Source organism: Arcicella gelida, from assembly GCF_034931025.1.
GTDB lineage: Bacteria > Bacteroidota > Bacteroidia > Cytophagales > Spirosomataceae > Arcicella > Arcicella gelida.
In genome coordinates this window covers 14,943-34,185 of sequence record NZ_JAYGIL010000006.1, presented here as the reverse complement: position 1 = coordinate 34,185, position 19,243 = coordinate 14,943, and the positions used below count along the sequence as shown (strand labels likewise).

The 19,243-nt window shown below is 33.8% G+C and carries 17 protein-coding genes; 11 read left to right on the top strand and 6 right to left on the bottom strand.

All coding sequences use genetic code 11. The features are described 5' to 3' along the window. Position 1 precedes the first annotated feature (1 nt). Positions 2–886 carry a lipoyl synthase gene (gene lipA / locus VB776_RS06345; protein WP_323327147.1) on the bottom strand — a complete coding sequence of 295 codons (885 nt, stop codon included), beginning with the start codon at positions 884–886 and terminating at the stop codon, positions 2–4. A gap of 190 nt (positions 887–1,076) precedes the next feature. Then, positions 1,077–1,856 carry a hypothetical protein gene (locus VB776_RS06340; RefSeq protein WP_323327145.1) on the bottom strand — a complete coding sequence of 260 codons (780 nt, stop codon included), beginning with the start codon at positions 1,854–1,856 and terminating at the stop codon, positions 1,077–1,079. 204 nt (positions 1,857–2,060) lie between these two features. Between VB776_RS06340 and VB776_RS06335 the strand changes: the two genes are divergently transcribed. Then, positions 2,061–2,477 (top strand): OsmC family protein, encoded by a 417-nt coding sequence (locus VB776_RS06335; RefSeq protein ID WP_323327143.1) that lies wholly within the window; start codon positions 2,061–2,063, stop codon positions 2,475–2,477. Between the two features lie 131 nt (positions 2,478–2,608). Here VB776_RS06335 and ytxJ read toward each other — a convergent pair whose 3' ends face one another. Beyond that, the gene (ytxJ, locus tag VB776_RS06330) at positions 2,609–2,947 is read right to left on the bottom strand and encodes a bacillithiol system redox-active protein YtxJ (RefSeq protein ID WP_323327141.1); all 339 of its coding nucleotides are present in this window, start codon (positions 2,945–2,947) and stop codon (positions 2,609–2,611) included. A gap of 111 nt (positions 2,948–3,058) precedes the next feature. Between ytxJ and VB776_RS06325 the strand changes: the two genes are divergently transcribed. Both VB776_RS06325 and rsgA read left to right on the top strand, forming a co-directional pair. Next, positions 3,059–4,333: a 3-deoxy-D-manno-octulosonic acid transferase gene (locus tag VB776_RS06325; RefSeq protein ID WP_323327139.1), complete on the top strand. Its 1,275-nt coding sequence runs from the start codon at positions 3,059–3,061 to the stop codon at positions 4,331–4,333. Between the two features lie 7 nt (positions 4,334–4,340). Next, positions 4,341–5,264 (top strand): ribosome small subunit-dependent GTPase A, encoded by a 924-nt coding sequence (rsgA, locus tag VB776_RS06320; RefSeq protein WP_323327137.1) that lies wholly within the window; start codon positions 4,341–4,343, stop codon positions 5,262–5,264. Between the two features lies 1 nt (position 5,265). Here rsgA and VB776_RS06315 read toward each other — a convergent pair whose 3' ends face one another. Both VB776_RS06315 and VB776_RS06310 read right to left on the bottom strand, forming a co-directional pair. Continuing rightward, positions 5,266–6,060: a transglutaminase family protein gene (locus VB776_RS06315; RefSeq protein WP_323327135.1), complete on the bottom strand. Its 795-nt coding sequence runs from the start codon at positions 6,058–6,060 to the stop codon at positions 5,266–5,268. Positions 6,061–6,150: 90 nt separating this feature from the next. Then, on the bottom strand, positions 6,151–6,312 hold the full coding sequence (locus VB776_RS06310; protein ID WP_323255719.1) for a DUF1328 domain-containing protein: 162 nt from the start codon (positions 6,310–6,312) through the stop codon (positions 6,151–6,153). A 266-nt stretch (positions 6,313–6,578) separates the two neighbouring features. On the opposite strand from VB776_RS06310, the gene VB776_RS06305 reads away from it, so the two are divergent. Then, the gene (locus tag VB776_RS06305) at positions 6,579–7,502 is read left to right on the top strand and encodes an ROK family protein (protein WP_323327133.1); all 924 of its coding nucleotides are present in this window, start codon (positions 6,579–6,581) and stop codon (positions 7,500–7,502) included. Positions 7,503–7,594: 92 nt separating this feature from the next. On the opposite strand, the gene VB776_RS06300 is transcribed toward VB776_RS06305, so the two are convergent. Beyond that, complete coding sequence (locus tag VB776_RS06300) at positions 7,595–8,815, bottom strand: ABC transporter permease (protein WP_323327131.1); 1,221 nt, start codon at positions 8,813–8,815, stop codon at positions 7,595–7,597. 167 nt (positions 8,816–8,982) lie between these two features. On the opposite strand from VB776_RS06300, the gene VB776_RS06295 reads away from it, so the two are divergent. The 7 genes from VB776_RS06295 (at position 8,983) to VB776_RS06265 (ending at position 19,235) form a co-directional block, all read left to right on the top strand. Further along, complete coding sequence (locus tag VB776_RS06295; protein ID WP_323327129.1) at positions 8,983–10,161, top strand: exo-beta-N-acetylmuramidase NamZ family protein; 1,179 nt, start codon at positions 8,983–8,985, stop codon at positions 10,159–10,161. A gap of 45 nt (positions 10,162–10,206) precedes the next feature. Continuing rightward, positions 10,207–11,181: a hypothetical protein gene (locus VB776_RS06290; RefSeq protein ID WP_323327127.1), complete on the top strand. Its 975-nt coding sequence runs from the start codon at positions 10,207–10,209 to the stop codon at positions 11,179–11,181. A 94-nt stretch (positions 11,182–11,275) separates the two neighbouring features. Then, complete coding sequence (locus tag VB776_RS06285) at positions 11,276–13,234, top strand: ArnT family glycosyltransferase (protein ID WP_323327125.1); 1,959 nt, start codon at positions 11,276–11,278, stop codon at positions 13,232–13,234. Between the two features lie 152 nt (positions 13,235–13,386). Further along, on the top strand, positions 13,387–14,862 hold the full coding sequence (locus tag VB776_RS06280) for an MBOAT family O-acyltransferase (protein ID WP_323327123.1): 1,476 nt from the start codon (positions 13,387–13,389) through the stop codon (positions 14,860–14,862). Positions 14,863–15,002: 140 nt separating this feature from the next. Continuing rightward, positions 15,003–16,532 (top strand): glutamine-hydrolyzing GMP synthase, encoded by a 1,530-nt coding sequence (gene guaA / locus VB776_RS06275; RefSeq protein WP_323327121.1) that lies wholly within the window; start codon positions 15,003–15,005, stop codon positions 16,530–16,532. Positions 16,533–16,672: 140 nt separating this feature from the next. Beyond that, on the top strand, positions 16,673–17,254 hold the full coding sequence (locus tag VB776_RS06270; protein ID WP_323327119.1) for a hypothetical protein: 582 nt from the start codon (positions 16,673–16,675) through the stop codon (positions 17,252–17,254). Positions 17,255–17,363: 109 nt separating this feature from the next. Continuing rightward, complete coding sequence (locus tag VB776_RS06265) at positions 17,364–19,235, top strand: M61 family metallopeptidase (protein WP_323327117.1); 1,872 nt, start codon at positions 17,364–17,366, stop codon at positions 19,233–19,235. Positions 19,236–19,243: the final 8 nt, after the last annotated feature.

Sequence of the window (19,243 nt, the reverse complement as noted above, 5' to 3'; positions counted from 1 at the left end):
ACTAAATATGCTTCTCTGCATGATAGCTTGAACGAACTAAAGCTCCTGATTCTACATATTGTAAACCACGTTTTAATCCTTCTTCTTTATACATCGCAAAAGTATCTGGATGTACCCATTCTATTACTTCATGGTGCATTTTAGTAGGTTGGAGGTATTGTCCTAATGTCAATACATCTAAGCCATTTTCCACTAAATCGTCCATCGCTTTGAATACTTCTTCCTGTGTTTCGCCTAAGCCCAACATAATACCTGATTTGGTTCTTTTTCCAAACTCTTTGGTACGTTTAGTTTGTTCTAAAGAACGAGCATATTTTGCTTGTGGGCGCACGTTTCTATACAAACGCTCTACCGTTTCCATATTATGAGAAACTACTTCTTGTCCCCCTTCAATCATTCTGTAAAGTGCATCCCAATTTCCTTTTGTATCAGGAATTAAGGTTTCAATCGTCGTTGTTGGCGATGCTTCTTTTACTTGTACTACGGTTTGATACCAAACTTCAGCACCACGGTCTTTCAATTCATCACGGTTTACTGAAGTGATTACAGCGTGTTTTACACCCATTAATTTGATGGCTTCAGCTACTCTACGTGGTTCGTCGGCATCATATTCGTTCGGGCGACCTGTTGCTACCGCACAAAAAGTACAAGAACGAGTACATACATTTCCTAAAATCATAAAGGTTGCTGTACCTGCACCCCAACATTCGCCCATGTTTGGGCAATTTCCTGATTGACAAATGGTATGTAGTTTATATTCATCTACAATATTACGTACCCTTGCATATTCTTGACCAATCGGTAATTTTACTCTTAACCAACTTGGTTTTTTAGAATGCGTTGAGGCTGTCTCTGCTTTTGGAGCTATTACTGGAAGTTCTATCATCGTCTGTCTATTCCTTGAACAATACTATTATGCTACAAAGTTAAATGCTAATAAAATAAAAACGTCAGGAAAATGAAATTGGTTTACATTTTCCTGACGCTATTTTTGAATATTCAGTTAATTCAAGAGTAATATTTTATTAAACCATCTTTCAATTGCTTCATTTTAGATTTTTCAGCTTATTTGATAATTACCTTTTTCCACCAAAAAAGATGGTTAAATATCCTGAAGTAAATACACTTCTATTGTCTGCTAATGCCATGATATTTACTTTCTTTGAGTAAGCTTCTGCCAAAAAACCAATCTCTAAACTAATATTTGATTGGCGAAAAGCATCTAATTCAAAGTTCAAAGCAGCTTTTAAATTCACGCCAGGTACAAGGTTTGCATTCCCTAAGCCTTCAAAGAAACCGCCACTTCCATAAATATTATTGTAATTATGTTTGGATGGGTCGTATGCTTCGTCACGAATATTTCCTCTTCCATAAAATACTTGTACGTAATACGGTTTTACAACTCCAATCGTTGGTCCGCCAGCAATAATTCCGTTGATATTTACACCGCCATCTGATGATTTATGAAATAAGTTAATTTCACGACCATATTGAGGGCGAATCGCAAAAAGATAATTCTGTTTGCCATCAACATAGCTACTTCCGTTCCCTAAAAAGCTAATTGTATTTTCTTTTGGATGGTTTACATTCACAATTTCAAGGTTAAAATAATGAAATTGGCGATGTAAAGCATTATTATCAATCACGATTTCTTTACGTGCCATTAAACCACCCAATAAACCAGAATTGGTATTGGTTGTTAATCCAAAAGATAAAATAGAATGGTAGTTTTCTTCATCGACTACTTCTCTTGTCTGAGTAGTTTTAGTCGAAGTATTTCGGCGTTGTGCCTCAATTGTATGAAACGACAACGAAGCTAAAATGAAGAATAAGAGTGTATTTAGTAGTTTTTTCACAATGGCTTAATCAAAAATTTTATATGAATGAACTAAACATACAATGAATATTGATATTTATCAGACAATCCACAGGTTTTGTTTCTAAAATTGGAAATCAATGTCAACAAATGTATATAATTATGATTAAAATACGTAATATGACGCTATTTGTTTAAATTTAGGACAAAAATCATCAAATATTTAACACATAACAACAACATAATGCCAACAGTAAAAACTACCTATTTAGGCGACCTCCGTACCGAATCAACACATTTGCAATCTGGTACACAATTACTTACTGATGCACCTACCGATAATATGGGTAAAGGTGAGGTTTTTTCTCCAACCGATTTATTGGCGACTGCTACGGGAACTTGTATGCTAACTACTATGGCAATTTTTGCACAACGTGACGGAATTGAGTTAGCAGGTTCTGGTGTTGAGGTAGCAAAAATTATGTCTCAGACTCCCCCAAGAAAAGTAGCTCGTTTAGAAATAAACTTAAAAATGAAGACAAATATTGTCTTGACAGAAGAACAAATTAAGAAACTAGAGAACATCGCACACAAATGTCCTGTTTCACTAAGTTTGCATCCAGATTTAGAACAAGTGGTGAGTTTTGAGTGGAACGACTAGAGTTCTGAATTTCTAGTGCTGAGTTGTGAGTTTGAACCTTTAGTCATGCCATGAGTTATTCACGTAAATTATGCACGGTTAATAAGCGTAATATTAGGCAAGGACAAATCAAAACTCAGCACTCTAAACTCCTAACTCACAACTTCTTTTAATTCAGCAAATGAAATATCAAAATGTGAAGCATCATAAATACATTCACCATTTTGAATGACCAATACTTGTGGAGATTGATGTTCAACATCGAAAGTATTAGCAATTTCGGTTGAAATTGGACGAAATTTCAATAAATCTAAGTAATAAGGTTTTAGCTCTCCTACACTTTCTTGTTTCCAATTTCTTTCCAAACGATTTAAGGCAGTAGATGAAATTGAACACGTTGTACTGTGTTTCAAAATCAAAATGGGTTGTTGTTTAGATTCCTCTTTGATAGCCTCTAATTGAGATAAATCTGTTAATTGATTCCAGTTCATTGTAATTATTTAGCGCTTCTTCGCTTCTTCAGATTATGTAAATGCTTTGTGTTTGTTTTAATATGAAACTAATTAGCTGTAATTTTGATTCAAAATTAATTCAAATTTCATTTGTCAAAGCTACTTTATCATATTTCAATTTACATTTACCAGTTATTAGTCTGGTTTGCAAGTCCTTTCAACAGTAAAGCTAAACTTTGGATTCAAGGTAGAAAAAACTTTCGCCATCAGGTTTATGCTAGTGATTTCTGGATAAAAAAAAATACTTCAAATGTACCTTTGGCGTGGTTTCATTGTGCTTCTTTAGGAGAATTTGAACAAGCCAGACCTGTAATTGAAAAATACAAAGAGGAATTTCCAACACATCATATTTTACTTACTTTTTTTTCGCCTTCTGGCTACGAGATTCGTAAAAATTATACTGGTGCAGATTATATCTGTTATTTACCTGCCGATACTTCTGCGAATGCTCGTGAATTTATCGAATTATTTAGACCATCAGTAGCCTTTTTTGTGAAGTATGAATTTTGGTATAACTATTTGAGAATACTTTCAGAAAAGGGAATTCCAGTAATTTCTTTTTCAACTATTTTTAGAGAGAATCAAATATTTTTCAAAAATTATGGTGGATTCTATAGAAGTATTCTTGCTTATTTTACTCATATTTTTGTACAGAATAAAAAATCGTATGATTTGTTAAACAGTATTGGTATTCAGCAGATTAGTATTGGTGGAGATACTCGCTTCGACAGAGTAAAACAAATTGCTGATGCTAAAAAAGAGATTGATGTAGTAAATCAATTTAAGAATAACCAACCTGTATTAATTGTTGGTTCGTGCTGGCAACAAGATTTTGAAGTAATTGCACCAATGTTGAATGATTTTAAGCATGATTTAAAAGTAATTATTGCCCCACACGAAATTCATGAGGAAGAAATAACGGCTTGGCAAAAAGTGTTAAAAGGAAAATCTATCAAATTTTCCGAAATTCAACAGTTAAAAAATGGAGAATTAGAAGCCGCTCAAACGCTTTTTATTGATAACATAGGAATGCTTTCATCGCTGTATCAATATGCAGAATTTGCTTGGATTGGCGGTGCTTATCGTAAAGGATTACATAATACTTTAGAGGCTGCAACTTTTGGTTTACCTATCTTTTTTGGCAATAATAATTACCAAAAATTTCAAGAAGCAATGGATTTAATCAATATTGGCGGTGCATTTGTGATTGCGGATACCGCTCAATTTAAAAGTAATTTTGAGCAATTATATTTTGATGAAACTTTAAGAAAAGAGAAGTCTGCTACGATATTAAGTTATGTGCAAGAGAATTTAGGAGGGACGGGAAAAATTATAAAATTTATCAAGGAATTATCAATATTCTGATACAATAATGAAAGGATTAGTATTACGTTCAACGGGTTCATGGTATGAAGTGCTTGATGAAAACAAGCACGTATGGCAATGCCGTTTGAAAGGGAAATTTAAAATTCAAGGATTAAAAACATCTAACCCAATTGCTGTTGGAGATAGAGTAGAATTTGAAATTGAAGATAAATTAGAAAACATGGCGACAATTTTTAAAATTGAGCCTCGTGAAAATTATATTATTCGTAAATCAGTACACAAAACGGCTCATGGGCATATTTTAGCTGCGAATCTTGACCAAGCGGTTATCATCGTTACTTTAAATTATCCTAGAACTTCATTGGGTTTTCTTGACCGTTTTTTAGTTTCAGCAGAATCTTTCAGAATACCAACAACCATTGTTTTTAATAAAATAGATTTACTTTCTGAGGAAGAAAAAGATTACTTAGCTGATTTAGCAGCACTTTACGAAAGTATTGGTTATCCTTGTGTATTTACTTCGGCAGTTGGTAAAATCGGAATCAAAGCTTTTAATGATATTTTGAAAGATAAAATTTCTTTAGTTTCTGGTCATTCAGGCGTTGGAAAATCTACTTTGGTGAATCAGATTGCACCAGAATTAGATTTGAAAACAATGGAAATTTCAAGCTTTGCCAATAAAGGTGTACACACAACCACTTTTGCAACGATGTTTGAAATCGAAGAAAATTCTTACATCATTGATACACCTGGCATTAAAGAATTAGGATTGATTGATATTGAGAAGCAAGAATTATCACATTTCTTTCCAGAAATGAGAGCGTTATTGGGCGAATGCAAATACCATAATTGCAAACATCTTAATGAACCGAAATGTGCAGTAATGGAAGCTGTAGGCAGTGGTGAAATTGCAGAAAGCAGATATAACAGCTATTTGAGTATGATGGGCGATGATGATAACAGAAGATAATTTAGACCGTTATATCTTCTGCTACCGACACCGAAACTCGCATATCTAATAAAAAAATACTTCCAAACTGTGTCGCTAAAGCAACATCAGCAGCATCTCTGCCATAAGCTAATACAACTCTGTTACCTTTTGGATAATCTTGAGTGGCATCAAAAGTGTACCAACGTCCGCCAATGAAAGCTTCAAACCAAGCATGCAAATCCATTGGATTTAATTCATATAAATAACCCACAACCATTCTGGCAGGAATACTCAAACTTCTACAAAGGGCAATTCCTAAATGAGAAAAATCCCGACAAACACCAATTTTAGCATAAGCAGTATCTTTCGCAGAAGTTGAAACATTACTAAAACCATATTGATAAGTGATATTGTAATGAATCCATTGTCGGATAAGTTCTACTTGATCATAACCCGGATAAGCATTTCCAACAATTTGGAAAGCGAGATTTCCTAATTGGTCAGATTCGCAATATCTACTTGGGAGTAGATAAATCAGTTCTTCGGCGGGTAAATCTTCAATCAACACAAATTCTGCTCCTGGTGCTACGTCAATTTCATCAGCAGTTTGTACAATTGATGAAGTATGAACAGTGAATTTACCAAGAGGGCTTAATAAACGCTGACATAAATTTCCATAAATATCTGTATATTCTGTAATTGGAACACTTGGCTCAAGAATATATTCTTCCTTAATAATCCATTGTCCAGAACCACTTCTGGGTCTGAGCATCAGAATTAATGGAGTAGAGGAGTAAGCTTCGTAATCAAGTTGGCAACTTATTTGAAGTTTCATGATTTTAGCTTTTATTCTTGTTTAGATATTCGTGAAAATGTTTGAATTTGTTTTGATTAAAAATAATTGAGTAACCTGTTTCCCGAAAAATTAGTTATTTCGTCTGCCTCTTAGAAAACTAAATACGGCAAATATTAAGGCTACAAAGAATAGTATTTTAGCGAAATAGGCAGCATTGGCGGCAATACCTCCAAAACCCAAAATGGCTGCAACTAAGGCAATAATTAAGAATGTGATTGACCAGCGTATCATAGCTATAAAAGTTTAAGTTGAACAAGAATATATTGCTATCAACCTTAAAATTTTTATACCATGATTAATCACACGGAATTATTGCCATTTCCTCAAAAAGATGATAAATAACAAATAAAATGAGTAAAAAGCTACTCATTTAGGGGAGATTGTTTGAATTACAGGGTAAATAAGTGTAAAAAGTGATTTCCTTCCAAAAGTAAGAATAAATAGTTAATTTGCAGTGCTTAAAATTTGTAAACTATAAATTAAATAAATCCAAAAACTTGAAACCATCAATTACAAATCCTACACATCTTTGGGGTATTGATTTAGGAGGTACAAAAATAGAATGTGCCGTGTTAGATAAAACAAATGACTTGGCTGTAATCTGTAGAAAACGTATTCCTACCGAAGCCGATAAAGGTTATCAGCACATCATCAGTCAGATTGTTAAGTTAGTTAATTTGGTCATTGAGGAAATTGACGAACAGCCAGTTCAAATTGGTTTTGCTACGCCAGGTGTTTTAGACCCAGCTTCGCAGACTATGAAAAACTGTAATACCGTTTGTATGAACGGACAACCAATGCACGAAGATTTAGAAAAAGCATTGGGTATTCCTGTGAAATTAGCCAATGATGCTAATTGTTTTGCACTGGCAGAAGCATTGATGGGAGCAGGGAAAAGTTTCCCCAAAGCTGAGTTAGTATTTGGCGTAATCATGGGAACTGGCGTTGGTGGTGGTTTAGTCGTTCATGGAAAAGTAATATCAGGACATCATGGAATTGGTGGCGAATGGGGACACAATATCATCGAAGAAAACGGAGAACCATGTTACTGTGGAAAAGCAGGTTGTGTAGAAAAAGTAATTGCAGGACCAGCACTTGAAAAGTATTACCAAAAAATAAGTGGAGAATCACTAAAGCTGAAGGAAATACTTGAACGTTATCTAGCTAATACCGACGAGTTTGCCACAGCAACGATTGAAAGATTATTAGAATATTATGGAAGAGGAATCTCGACATTGATTAATGTACTTGACCCAGATTTAATCGTGATTGGTGGAGGTGTGGGAAACATAGATTTACTTTACACAGAAGGCTACGAAAGAATCAAAAAGTATATTTTTAATGATAAAAAGATTTCAACGCCAATTGTGAAACCACTTTTAGGCGACAGTGCTGGCGTTTTTGGTGCAGCACTTTTGTGATTTTGAAAATGGGATTTTGAACTTGTTTTGTTCGGAATCCCATTTGTTTTCCAGCTAACAATTAACTTTTCACCGATAACGAAATCCACAAACTACTTTCTAAAAACAATCGCTTTGACAGGTTCTATACGAGTAATAACGAAAGTGGGAATAATCAGCACAAACAGCACTAATGAAACTGTAGCCAAATTCAGTAGGAGTATTACTGGCCAATTCATCATAATCGGAACAGTATTCATATAATAATTTACAGGGTCGAGAGGAATGAGTTTAAATTGTTTTTGTAAAAGACAAAGTCCAATTCCAAGTAAATTTCCATAGATTAGCCCTCTGAAAATCATCGTAAAACCACTCCATAAAAATATCTTTCTTATTTGCCAATTACTTCCTCCTAAAGCCTTTAACACACCAATCATCGGAGTACGTTCTAACATTAAAACCAATAATATTGAAATCATATTAAAGGAAGCAACAAATAAAATTAAGCTCAGGAAAATCACCATATTTCTGTCCAACATTCCTAGCCAATCAAATAAACCCATGTACAAAGTCGTTACTTTTTCTAACTTCATATCGGGCTGAATTTTACGTTGAATCTTTTTCGTAACAGCATCCAATTGCTCAAAATCACTGATGTAGATTTCATAACTCCCTACTGAATCTGCACCCCAATTATTCATTTTTTGTATTAAACGGATGTCGCCAATGATTAAAGTTTTGTCAAACTCTTCCATTTGCGTTTCATAAATACCTTTTACGATTAATTTCCTTGGTCGGTCTGGAGCATTTAAGAAGTAAATAATTACATCGTTTCCAACAGTTAAATTCAGTTTGTTGGCAATAATATTACTGATTAAAATATCTTTTGAATACTCATCTTTTGAAAAACTAATTTGCTGTCCTTTGATGATGTTGGGTTCAAATCTTTTAAAATCAAAGTCACGATTTATGCCTTTCATCACTACGCCTAAAATGTCTTGACGAGTTTTTAAAATGCCTGCTTTTGTAGCCGCAGTTTGAATATGAGCAATTTCTTTGATGCTTTTATAGTTTCTAAAAAGGTCGCTTTGCTGAGTAATCGGGTTTTCTTCGTAAGATTCGTTTGCCGAAAACTTCGAAACTTTGATGTGTGGCGTAAGGCTAAATAATTTTTGGTGAATGGCATCTTTAAAACCAAATAATACTGCAAATGCAACAATCATCACCGACAAACCAATAGCTATACTTCCCACACCGATGCGAGTAACCGTTCCCGAAAAAGAAGTAGTTTTAGTATTTTGAATGCGCTGAGAAATGAAATAAGGGAAATTCATGCAGTATTTTGTAATTTTGTTTTTTGAATACAAATTAAGTAGTTTTTACTGGTAAAATAATTGATGAGCCGATTTTCGTTCTGTGTAATTTAGTAAAGCACTTGCTTTTTTATCTTTTAAAAAACTTAAATCTCATCATTCAAAACTCACAACTCAAAGCTTACCTTATGCTTCATACAACAAAAATAATCTTCATTTTAACAGGTTTTTTGCTTATTTCTTGTGTTTCTATCCAAAAAAATACGACAGAAACGCTAAAAACTGGTGCTGAACAAACGGCTTTGTACTTGCCAATGTTGAAAAACAAAACAGTGGCTTTGGTGGTAAATCACACTTCTGTGATTGGGAAAACGCATTTGGCAGATTCTTTAATTGCATTAGGAGTAAAAGTTAAAACAATTTTTGCTCCAGAACATGGTTTCAGAGGAACAGCAGATGCTGGCGAACATGTAGCCAATGGTGTTGACAAAAAAACAGGCTTGCCAATTGTTTCTTTATATGGTTCAAATAAAAAGCCAAGTGTAGCACAATTAGAAGGTATTGATATTGTAATTTTTGATATTCAAGATGTAGGAGCCAGATTTTATACTTATACTTCTACGATGCACTATGTGATGGAAGCTTGTGCAGAAACTGGCAAAGAAATACTTGTTCTTGACCGCCCAAATCCTACTGGACATTTAGTTGATGGTCTAGTGTTGGATAGAAAATTTGCTTCATTTGTCGGTTTAAATCCTGTACCAGTGGTTCATGGTTGTACCGTTGGAGAATTAGCAACAATGATAAATCAAGAAGGTTGGTTAAAAGATGGCGTAAAAGCCAATTTAAAAGTAATTAAATGTTTGAATTACAAACATTCAACGCCATATACTTTACCGATTGCACCTTCACCCAATTTGCCCAATTTACAATCGATACTTTTATATCCTTCTATTTGTTTTTTTGAAGGAACGGAAGTAAGTGTGGGGCGTGGAACAGATAAGCAATTTCAAGTAATTGGTTCGCCAAATCCAGCAAATGGAACTTTTACTTTTACGCCTGTAGATAAACCAGGAGCCAAAAATCCACCGCAAAAAGACAAACTTTGCTATGGTTTAGATTTAACCCAAGTAGATGCCCGAAAAGAGGGTTTTACTTTGAAATATGTACTTGACTTTTATCAAAAAGCGACGGATAAAACAAAGTTCTTTACAAGTGTTTCTGCCTTCGATAGATTGGCTGGTTCAGACAATTTACGTAAACAAATTATTGCAGGAAAAACAGAAGCTGAAATTCGTGCAACTTGGCAAAAAGATTTAGAAGTGTATAAAGTCATCAGAAAAAAGTATTTGCTGTATGCTGAATAAGACATTGGAAAATAATTTTTTCTCAAATATTAAAAATCACACATTTTGAAACTCCTAAAGTTCTTCATAAAACTGTTTTTGATTGGGTTTTTACCATTGTTAGCCATTGATGTAGCAAGGAAATTAGATTTAAGTCTTGACCCTCGCTCACAAAATGCCTACATCGCAACGATTATCGACAAAACTAAGATGCTGGCATCTGTGCCAAGTCCCAGATTGGTGTTGATGAGTGGCTCAAGTATGGCATTTGGTGTAGATAGCGATTTGCTCGAAAATGAATTGAAATTACACGTTGTCAATGCGGCTTTGCATTACAATTTCGGTAGTCGTTATATGATGGAAGAGTTAAAAACGTACCTGAAAAAAGGCGATGTTGTACTGTTGAGTTTAGAGTACATGGTTACTTCTGAAGGAGAATATAATGAACAATTAATTGCTGCTGATTTTTATCCGCTTTCAAAAGAATGGATTCATTTTCCATCCATTACTGAACAAATGAGTGCTTATGCAGTACATCGTTTAACGGATTTTAGATTAATTATTGGCGAAGCCTTGAATCATTCCAGAAGTAAACCAATCAGTATTGCCGATACAACTTCTATTTTTTACAGAAATTGTTTTTCACCAAAAGGTGATTTACTCTGTCATTTGAATAATCCTAAAACTGAAATTGTCTATCCAACATTATCATCCGCAGATTTTACCAAGCAAATCAAAGATTTGAATGATTTTTATGCTTTTGCACAAAAAAAAGGAGCGAAGGTTTATTTTACTTATCCTTGTTTAGCACAAAAAAGCTATGAAGAAAATATGGATACGATTCGGAAAATAAGTCAACAAATTCAAAAAGAACTTAAAATTCCGATTTTAGGAACGGCAGAAAATGCGTTGATGGACGATACTTTTTTCTACGATAACGCCTATCATCCAAATGCTAAAGGAAGAGAAATTTTCACAAAAAGACTTTTAACACTATTTGAAAACAGCGGATTCAATGAAAAGAAGGAGATTTTAGAATAAGTTATTATCGCTAACTTCGCATCAAAAACATAAAACTTATTTGTTGATACTCCTCATTTTAGCCTTCGTGGACTATCCAAAAATATAAAAATCAATGCTTAATTTTCTTATTTTCCTTGCCATTACTTTAGTTTTTTTTGATGGATATTTTACTTCAAAGCAAATCCGAGAGTCTTTGATAAAAGCATTATTATTGAACTCAGTTGCGATAGTTTTTAGTACTGAAATTATAAATCTATGCTTCAAAATTAACTTCGTTTATATTTTAGTTTTTTGGATTGTATTCATCGCATTCTTGCTATTTCGCTTATCAAAACATAAAAGTAAAAAAGAGAAAGTTGTTGAATTGATTGAAAATATCAAAAAGGAAAGTACTGGAGTAAGTCTTTTTTTAATTCCTATTTTGATCATTTTGAGCATTACGCTTTTTCTTGCTCTGATTTCGCCCGTCAATAATACAGATTCACTTACTTATCATTTGTCAAGAATTATGTATTGGCTTCAAAATGAACATCTTACTCATTTTGCAACCAATAATCACCGACAAGTAGCCTACAATATTTTTTCTGAATTAGTAATACTTCATTTGTATGTACTTGGAAAATCTGATTTTGTAGCCAATTTGGTGCAATGGTTTAGCTTTTTGGGCGGAATTACGGCTTGTTCATTATTGATAAAACAACTAGGAGGAAGTATCAAAACGCAATGGTTTGGGGCATTAATTGTATCAACAATTCCGATGATTGTACTTCAAGCTACTTCTACACAAAATGATTTAATAGTTTCATTTTTTGTAGTTTGTGGCGTTTACTTTTCTTTCAAATATGTTCAAGAATTTTCGCTAGAAAATGCCATTTATTTTGGTTTGAGCCTAGGTTTGGCTGAATTGACGAAAGGAACTGGTTATATTTTTCTATTTCCATTTTGTATTTGGTTGGCTTATCGTGTTTTGCTGGAAAAAAAATGGTGGAAATCTTCAAAGATTTGGACGGGACTTGTTCTGATTGTGATTGTAAGTGTTGCGATTAATTTGGGGTATTATGCCAGAAATTGGGTGATTTTTCATGACCCACTTGGTCATGCTTCTGATAGAATTTCTTTAGAAAATCACTCACCAGCAGCATTGATTTCAAATATTACTCGTCAAATTGCTTTACATATTGGCATGCACTCTCCCGGAAATATTTGGAATAATTTCTGGATGAATATCTTGTTGAATTTACATGATTTATTAGGAATTAGCATTTCTGACCCATTGACTACTTTTGGCGAAGACAGTGTTTTTAAAATTCCAAGATTTTCAACAACGGAAGATTTCTCTGGGAATTTTCTACATTTTTTACTCATTGCGTTTGTTTCATTTTTCTATTTTCTGAAAGTAAAAAAACAGCCAACACTTAGTTTATTTTGGTTTGCTTGTGTTTTAGGTTTTATCATGTTTTGTGCTTTGTTAAGATTTCAGCTTTTCGGAAGTCGCTTGCATAGTCCTTTTTTCTTGTTAATTTCATGTTTTTGTGCTTTAGTAATTGGCGAAAGAAAAGCAATTGTCAAGCCAATAGTAATTGTATTAAGCTTGGCTACTTTACCTTTTTTACTGTTGAATTTTCAGAAACCAATTCTTTCATTTCATGGATTGACGATGCTTGCCAAGAAATTTGTACCAATAAATGAAAAATCTGGTGCTTTGGCTTTGTATCAAAAAAAGAGTATTCTTGATGCTACTTATCAAGATGTACTTACCCACGAAGGATTGGATATTCAAGCCGCAGATTTTTTAGCAATGAATGAAATTATCTTGAAAAATCACTTCAAATCTATTGGTTTGGAATTGCTGGAAGACGATAAAGATTATTTAATGCTGAGAGTATTAATTCCAGAGAGGATAGAAGTACGGCAAATTGCAGTGAAAGGTATTTTAGGTAAATTAGAAAGTAAAACATTCTTGCCAGACGCCATTGTTTCAAGTAGAAGTAAGACTCAAACAATTCAATTTCATGAACATATTTATCATAGAATAGCAAAAGGTAAGTATTTAAGTGTTTACAAAAGATAATAAATAGTGATTAGCATTTCAACCTGCTAATTATCATTTATTTACGAAAAACAAACGTCAATTAAATTGGGCGTTAGCCTTGAAAATATCAACATTTCTCGTTGAAAATCTTTATACCAAAGCATGAAAACTGATTTGGGCTTTCAAAAATTATGTTATTTAATTCATTAGAATTTTTAATCTTTTTCCCAGTCGTAACGATACTTTATTTTTTGATACCGTATCGTTTTCGTTGGCTTTTACTGTTGGTAGCGAGCTGTTATTTTTACATGGCTTTCGTGCCGATTTACATGCTGATTTTGGGTTTTACCATCGTTATTGATTATTACGCTGGAATTTATATTGAGCAATCGGAGGGAAGTAAGCGAAAAATGTTTTTAACGATGAGCCTCATTGCCAATATTGGCGTGTTGGCTGTGTTTAAATATTATAACTTTTTGAACGAAAACATCAGCTTTTTACTCAAAGGTTTTGCACTTGAAAATCCTATTCCTTATCTCAAAATCTTATTGCCAATCGGTTTGTCGTTTCATACTTTTCAGGCGATGTCTTACACAATTGAAGTATATCGTGGTAAACAAAAAGCAGAAAGACATTTTGGGATTTACTCTTTGTACGTGATGTTTTACCCGCAATTAGTGGCTGGACCAATTGAAAGACCACAAAATGTACTCCATCAATTCCATGAAAAATATGATTTTGATTATCAAAGAGTAACTGATGGTTTGAAATTGATGGCTTGGGGAATGTTCAAAAAAGTAGTGATTGCCGACCGTCTGGCGGTGATGGTCAATCAAGTGTATGACCATCCTTTTGAGCAAAAAGGTATTCCACTTTTGGTAGCAACTTCACTGTTTTCAATTCAAATTTTTTGTGATTTTTCAGGATATTCAGACATCGCTTTGGGTTCGGCACAAGTGATGGGTTTTGATTTAATGAAAAATTTCGACCGACCTTATTTTTCAAAAACCATTTCAGAATTTTGGCGACGTTGGCATATTTCACTTTCTACTTGGTTTCGTGACTATCTGTACATTTCGATGGGCGGAAACAGGGTTTCAAAATGGCGAAGAGAATATAATGTTTTTATCGTTTTTTTAATGTCAGGAATTTGGCATGGATCAAGTTGGAATTTCGTTATTTGGGGAGCAATGCATGGTTTTTATCTGATTTTTGCCAATCTTACTGTTGATTATAGGAATAAAATTGTAGCAATAATTGGGATTAAAAAACTACCTTTTTTCTATAAAATTATTCAAATTTCAACTGTTTTTTGCTTGACAAGTTTTGCATGGATTTTCTTTCGTGCAGTCGATTTTAAATCGGCTTCTTATATCGCTACGCATTTATTTACAGGTATCGGCGAACAGCTTTCGCAGATAAGTAATAGAAGTTTTATCGAAAAAAACATCTTTCTAGGTCAAGGTATTACCAATTTTGTGATGGTTGTTTTTGCTTTGTTAGTGATGGAAACTGTTCATTATTTTCAAAGAGGACAAAGCTTAAGAACGGTATTGAATCAGCAACCAGTTTTATTCCGTTGGATACTCTACTACGGAATTGTTTTAGCGATACTTTTCTTAGGAATGTTCGATGCACCGTCGCAGTTTATTTATTTTCAATTTTAAATTCTGAATAGATTTTTCAAAAAAAGTAAAATATATTACTTCAAAACCGCAAATTTTCCCGAAATTTGCGGTTTATTTTTTAGCATAGTTTTCGGGTCGCTTAATTTTGCTATCCGAATTCAGCAATCCGAAATCGAAAAATGTCCGAAAAAATTCTTATCCTCGACTTTGGTTCACAAGTCACTCAATTAATTGCCCGTAGAGTTCGTGAACTTAATATTTATTGCGAAATCCATCCATACAATAAAATTCCATCGATTGGCGAAGACGTAAAAGGCGTAATTCTTTCAGGAAGTCCATGTTCTGTACGTGAAGAAGATTCTCCACGAGTGGATATGAGTCTTTTCAGAGGAAAATTACCAGTTTTAGGCATTTGTTATGGAGCACAATTGTTGGCTTTTACAAGTGGCGGAGAAGTTTATAATTCTGGACATCGTGAGTACGGAAGAGCAAAATTGCAAAAAGTAGCAGAGAATCCATTATTGAATGATGTTTCTGAAAATAACCAAGTTTGGATGTCGCATGGTGATACAATTATGTCGATTCCAGAAGATTTTGAAATCATTGGTTCGACAGAATCTGTAAAAATTGCCGCTTTCCATATCAAAGGAGAACAAACTTATGGGATTCAATTTCACCCAGAAGTAACACACTCTTTAGAAGGAAAAACGATGTTGAAAAACTTCGTAATTGGCGTTTGCGGATGTTCACAAGATTGGACGGCAGATTCATTCGTTGATACAACCGTAGCCGAATTGAAAGCACAATTGGGCGACGATAAAGTAGTTTTAGGGCTTTCAGGTGGTGTAGATAGTTCAGTTGCAGCCGTTTTGATTCATAAAGCAATTGGCAAGAACCTTTATTGTATTTTTGTTGATAACGGTTTATTGAGAAAGAATGAATTTGAAGACGTTCTTGAATCATACAAAAATCTTGGTTTGAACGTAAAAGGTGTTGATGCCAAAGAACAATTCTATTCGGCATTAGCTGGTTTGACAGACCCAGAAGCAAAACGCAAAGCCATCGGTAAAGTATTTATTGACGTTTTCGACCAAGAATCTCATTTAATTGAAGACGTAAAATGGTTGGGACAAGGGACAATTTATCCAGATATTATTGAATCAGTATCAGTGAGTGGCGGTCCTTCACAAACGATTAAATCTCACCACAATGTTGGCGGTTTACCTGATTATATGAAATTGAAAATTGTTGAGCCACTTAAAACTTTGTTCAAAGACGAAGTACGTTTGGTAGGTAAAACTTTAGAAATACCACAGTTTATTTTAGGTCGTCATCCATTCCCAGGTCCGGGTTTAGGGATTAGAATTTTGGGAGATGTTACGGCTGAGAAAGTACAGATTTTACAAGAAGTTGATTATATTTTCATCAACGGATTGAAAAATAAAGGTTTGTACGATAACGTTTGGCAAGCAGGAGCGATGTTATTACCGATTCAATCAGTTGGAGTAATGGGCGATGAACGTACTTATGAAAGAGTAGTAGCATTAAGAGCGGTTTCATCTGTTGACGGTATGACGGCTGACTGGTGTCATTTACCTTATGAGTTTTTAGCAGAGATTTCTAACGAAATTATCAATAAAGTAAAAGGTGTAAACAGAGTAGTGTATGATATTTCGTCAAAACCACCAGCAACGATTGAGTGGGAATAATCAATAAAATTCTTTAAAAGCAAAGAGCTCGATGAATTGTCGGGCTTTTTGCTTTTGTTTTACTTACCGTTTAATAAGTTTTAGCGTAACTTTTTTACATATTTATTAAATTTGATTTCAAACTCTAAAAATCTAATAAAATGAACAAAATCACCTTATTCCTCCTCTTAGTAATTTCTATTATTACTCTTGTTTCTTGTGAAGAAAAATTTGGTCCAGACGTTGACCCAACGCCAGCAGCAGCTACTATCATAGGTAAATGGTCGTTTAAAAGTTTGGGTACAATTACTAACAAAAAAAGCTACGAAATGACACCTGCTGACTTTTCGAAAATTCCTGGTGCTACCCAGTCGAGTGGTGATTCGCTTTCAACTGCATTGACTTACGAATTTAAAACCGATAGTACTTATATTGCTGGAAATGATTCAGGAAAATGGAAGTCTTCAAGTGATGGAAAAACAATCGTATTGACTTCAAAAGTGTCAAGAGGTTTTGATGGAAAATTTCAGGTATTTACTTTCTCTGTATTAAATTTAACAACAAATGAACTTGTGTTTGGCTTAAAGAAATTTGTTGCTGATTCAAATGGCAAATTTGAGGACTCAGGGTTTGAAGATTTATTTGATTTACTCTTGGGAACGCTTGCTTTACAATATAAAGGAACTGAACAGGAAATTAAAGAAGTAACTTCTTTTCAAGGTACAATTAATCTTAAACGCTAGTTATCAAAGTAATCAGCGAATACTTTATTAATCATAATTTACTTTCATTTTTTGCGTTTACCAGAAATTGAATGCTAATTGATTTTATTTTAACTGAAAAATTTAACCCATGAAGATTAAATTCTTGCTGTTTTTGGCATTAATAACATGCCTCCCAACTTTCGCTCAGAAAGTAACTCAAAATGCCAATTATCAGTTTTTTATTGATTTAACAAAAGTTCAAAACGATAAATTAGAAGTATCATTGACTACTCCTAAAATCTCGAAAGATGAAGTTGTGTATAATTTTCCTAAAATTGTTCCGGGTACTTATGCCAATTATGATTTTGGTCGTTATATCTCAGGTTTGAAAGCTTTTGATGAAAAAGGTAAAGAATTATCTGTTACAAAGGTTGATGTTAATAGCTACAAGATTAAAGGAGCGAAAAAACTAAATAAAATCACGTATTTGGTAGATGATACTTGGGATTCTCCTGAGATTTCTGGCGAATATGTTTTTGAACCTGCTGGAACAGATATTGAAGAAAATACACTTTTTGCGATTAATACGCATGGTTTCTTTGGTTACTTCGATGATTTAAAGCGTAGTACTTTCGAACTTACTTTCAGCAAACCAGCGGGTTTTTATGGAGCGTCGTCATTGACGGCTACTAAATCAGACGATAAAAAAGATGTTTTCAGTGTTTCAAATTATAATGATTTGGTAGATGCACCTATCATGTACTGCAAACCTGATACAACAATTTTAAAGGTAGGTGGTGCTGATATTTTGATTTCAGTTTATTCGCCAAACAAAAAAGCTACTTCTGCTGAAATTGCTGAAAATGTTAAAACTTTATTGGAAGCCCAAAAAGAGTATTTAGGAGGCACTTTGCCCATTAAAAAATATGCTTTTGTGATTGTACTTTCTGATAATTTGAAAAACGGAAGTTATGGTGCTTTAGAACATTCTTACTCTTCTTTCTATTATTTGCCAGAATCGTCTTCAGACGAACTTTCGCAAACAGTAAAAGATGTTTGTTCGCATGAGTTTTTTCATATCGTAACGCCATTAAGTATTCATTCTAAAGAAATTGGAGACTTTGATTTCAACAAACCTAAGATGTCTAAACACCTTTGGATGTATGAAGGAATGACAGAATATGCGGCTGGACACATGCAAGCAAAATATGGTTTGATTGAATTGCCTATGTACATGAACATGCTTCGTTCTAAAATTGGAAATATGTACGACCGTTACAAAGATGATGTTCCTTTTACGGTAATGTCGGCAGATGTGTTGGAAAAATACAAAGATCAATACCAAAATGTATATGAAAAAGGTGCTTTGATTGGACTTTGTTTGGATATTAAACTCCGTCAATTATCGGGAGGAAAATATGGTACTCAGAATTTGATGAGAGATTTATCAAAATATTATGGAAAAGATAAATCATTTAATGATGATGAGCTTTTCGATAAGATTGCAGAAGTAACTAAATTCCCAGAAATTCGTCAGTTTTTTGCTAAATATGTAGAAGGGAAAGAGCCACTTCCTTTAGAAGAAACGCTGAATAGTGTAGGAATTAATTTCCAAAAAACGAATAAAAAACTTGAAAAGACATTAGGCTTCTCGGTCTATAATTTAGGAATCAATCCAGAAACCAAAGGTATTTTTATCATCGACGAAGACGGAATTGATGCTTTTGGACAGAAAATAGGTTTCAAAGCTGGTGATGAATTGGTTTCTCTAAATGGAAAAGCCTTAGGTTTAGAAACGTTCAGAGCTACTCGTTCAGATTTTATTAATAATAGCAAAGAAGGCGATAATGCTGATTTTGTAGTGTTGAGAAAAGACGGAGACAAAAAAGTAGAAACAAAGCTTTCGGCAAAAATCTTTATACCAGAAGTAGTTGAGAAAAACCTTCTATCTCCAATGGAAAATCCAACTGAAGCACAAGTTACTTTGCGTAAAGCTTGGTTAGTACCAGAAGAACAATAATCAAAAAA

Excerpts from the sequence above, each read along its gene's own strand:
- lipA (WP_323327147.1), bottom strand. The coding sequence starts at position 886 with ATGATAGAACTTCCAGTAATAGCTCCAAAAGCAGAGACAGCCTCAACG.
- VB776_RS06335 (WP_323327143.1), top strand. The coding sequence starts at position 2,061 with ATGCCAACAGTAAAAACTACCTATTTAGGCGACCTCCGTACCGAATCA.
- ytxJ (WP_323327141.1), bottom strand. The coding sequence starts at position 2,947 with ATGAACTGGAATCAATTAACAGATTTATCTCAATTAGAGGCTATCAAA.
- rsgA (WP_323327137.1), top strand. The coding sequence starts at position 4,341 with ATGAAAGGATTAGTATTACGTTCAACGGGTTCATGGTATGAAGTGCTT.
- VB776_RS06315 (WP_323327135.1), bottom strand. The coding sequence starts at position 6,060 with ATGAAACTTCAAATAAGTTGCCAACTTGATTACGAAGCTTACTCCTCT.
- VB776_RS06310 (WP_323255719.1), bottom strand. The coding sequence starts at position 6,312 with ATGATACGCTGGTCAATCACATTCTTAATTATTGCCTTAGTTGCAGCC.
- VB776_RS06300 (WP_323327131.1), bottom strand. The coding sequence starts at position 8,815 with ATGAATTTCCCTTATTTCATTTCTCAGCGCATTCAAAATACTAAAACT.
- VB776_RS06295 (WP_323327129.1), top strand. The coding sequence starts at position 8,983 with ATGCTTCATACAACAAAAATAATCTTCATTTTAACAGGTTTTTTGCTT.
- VB776_RS06285 (WP_323327125.1), top strand. The coding sequence starts at position 11,276 with ATGCTTAATTTTCTTATTTTCCTTGCCATTACTTTAGTTTTTTTTGAT.
- VB776_RS06280 (WP_323327123.1), top strand. The coding sequence starts at position 13,387 with ATGTTATTTAATTCATTAGAATTTTTAATCTTTTTCCCAGTCGTAACG.
- guaA (WP_323327121.1), top strand. The coding sequence starts at position 15,003 with ATGTCCGAAAAAATTCTTATCCTCGACTTTGGTTCACAAGTCACTCAA.
- VB776_RS06270 (WP_323327119.1), top strand. The coding sequence starts at position 16,673 with ATGAACAAAATCACCTTATTCCTCCTCTTAGTAATTTCTATTATTACT.
- VB776_RS06265 (WP_323327117.1), top strand. The coding sequence starts at position 17,364 with ATGAAGATTAAATTCTTGCTGTTTTTGGCATTAATAACATGCCTCCCA.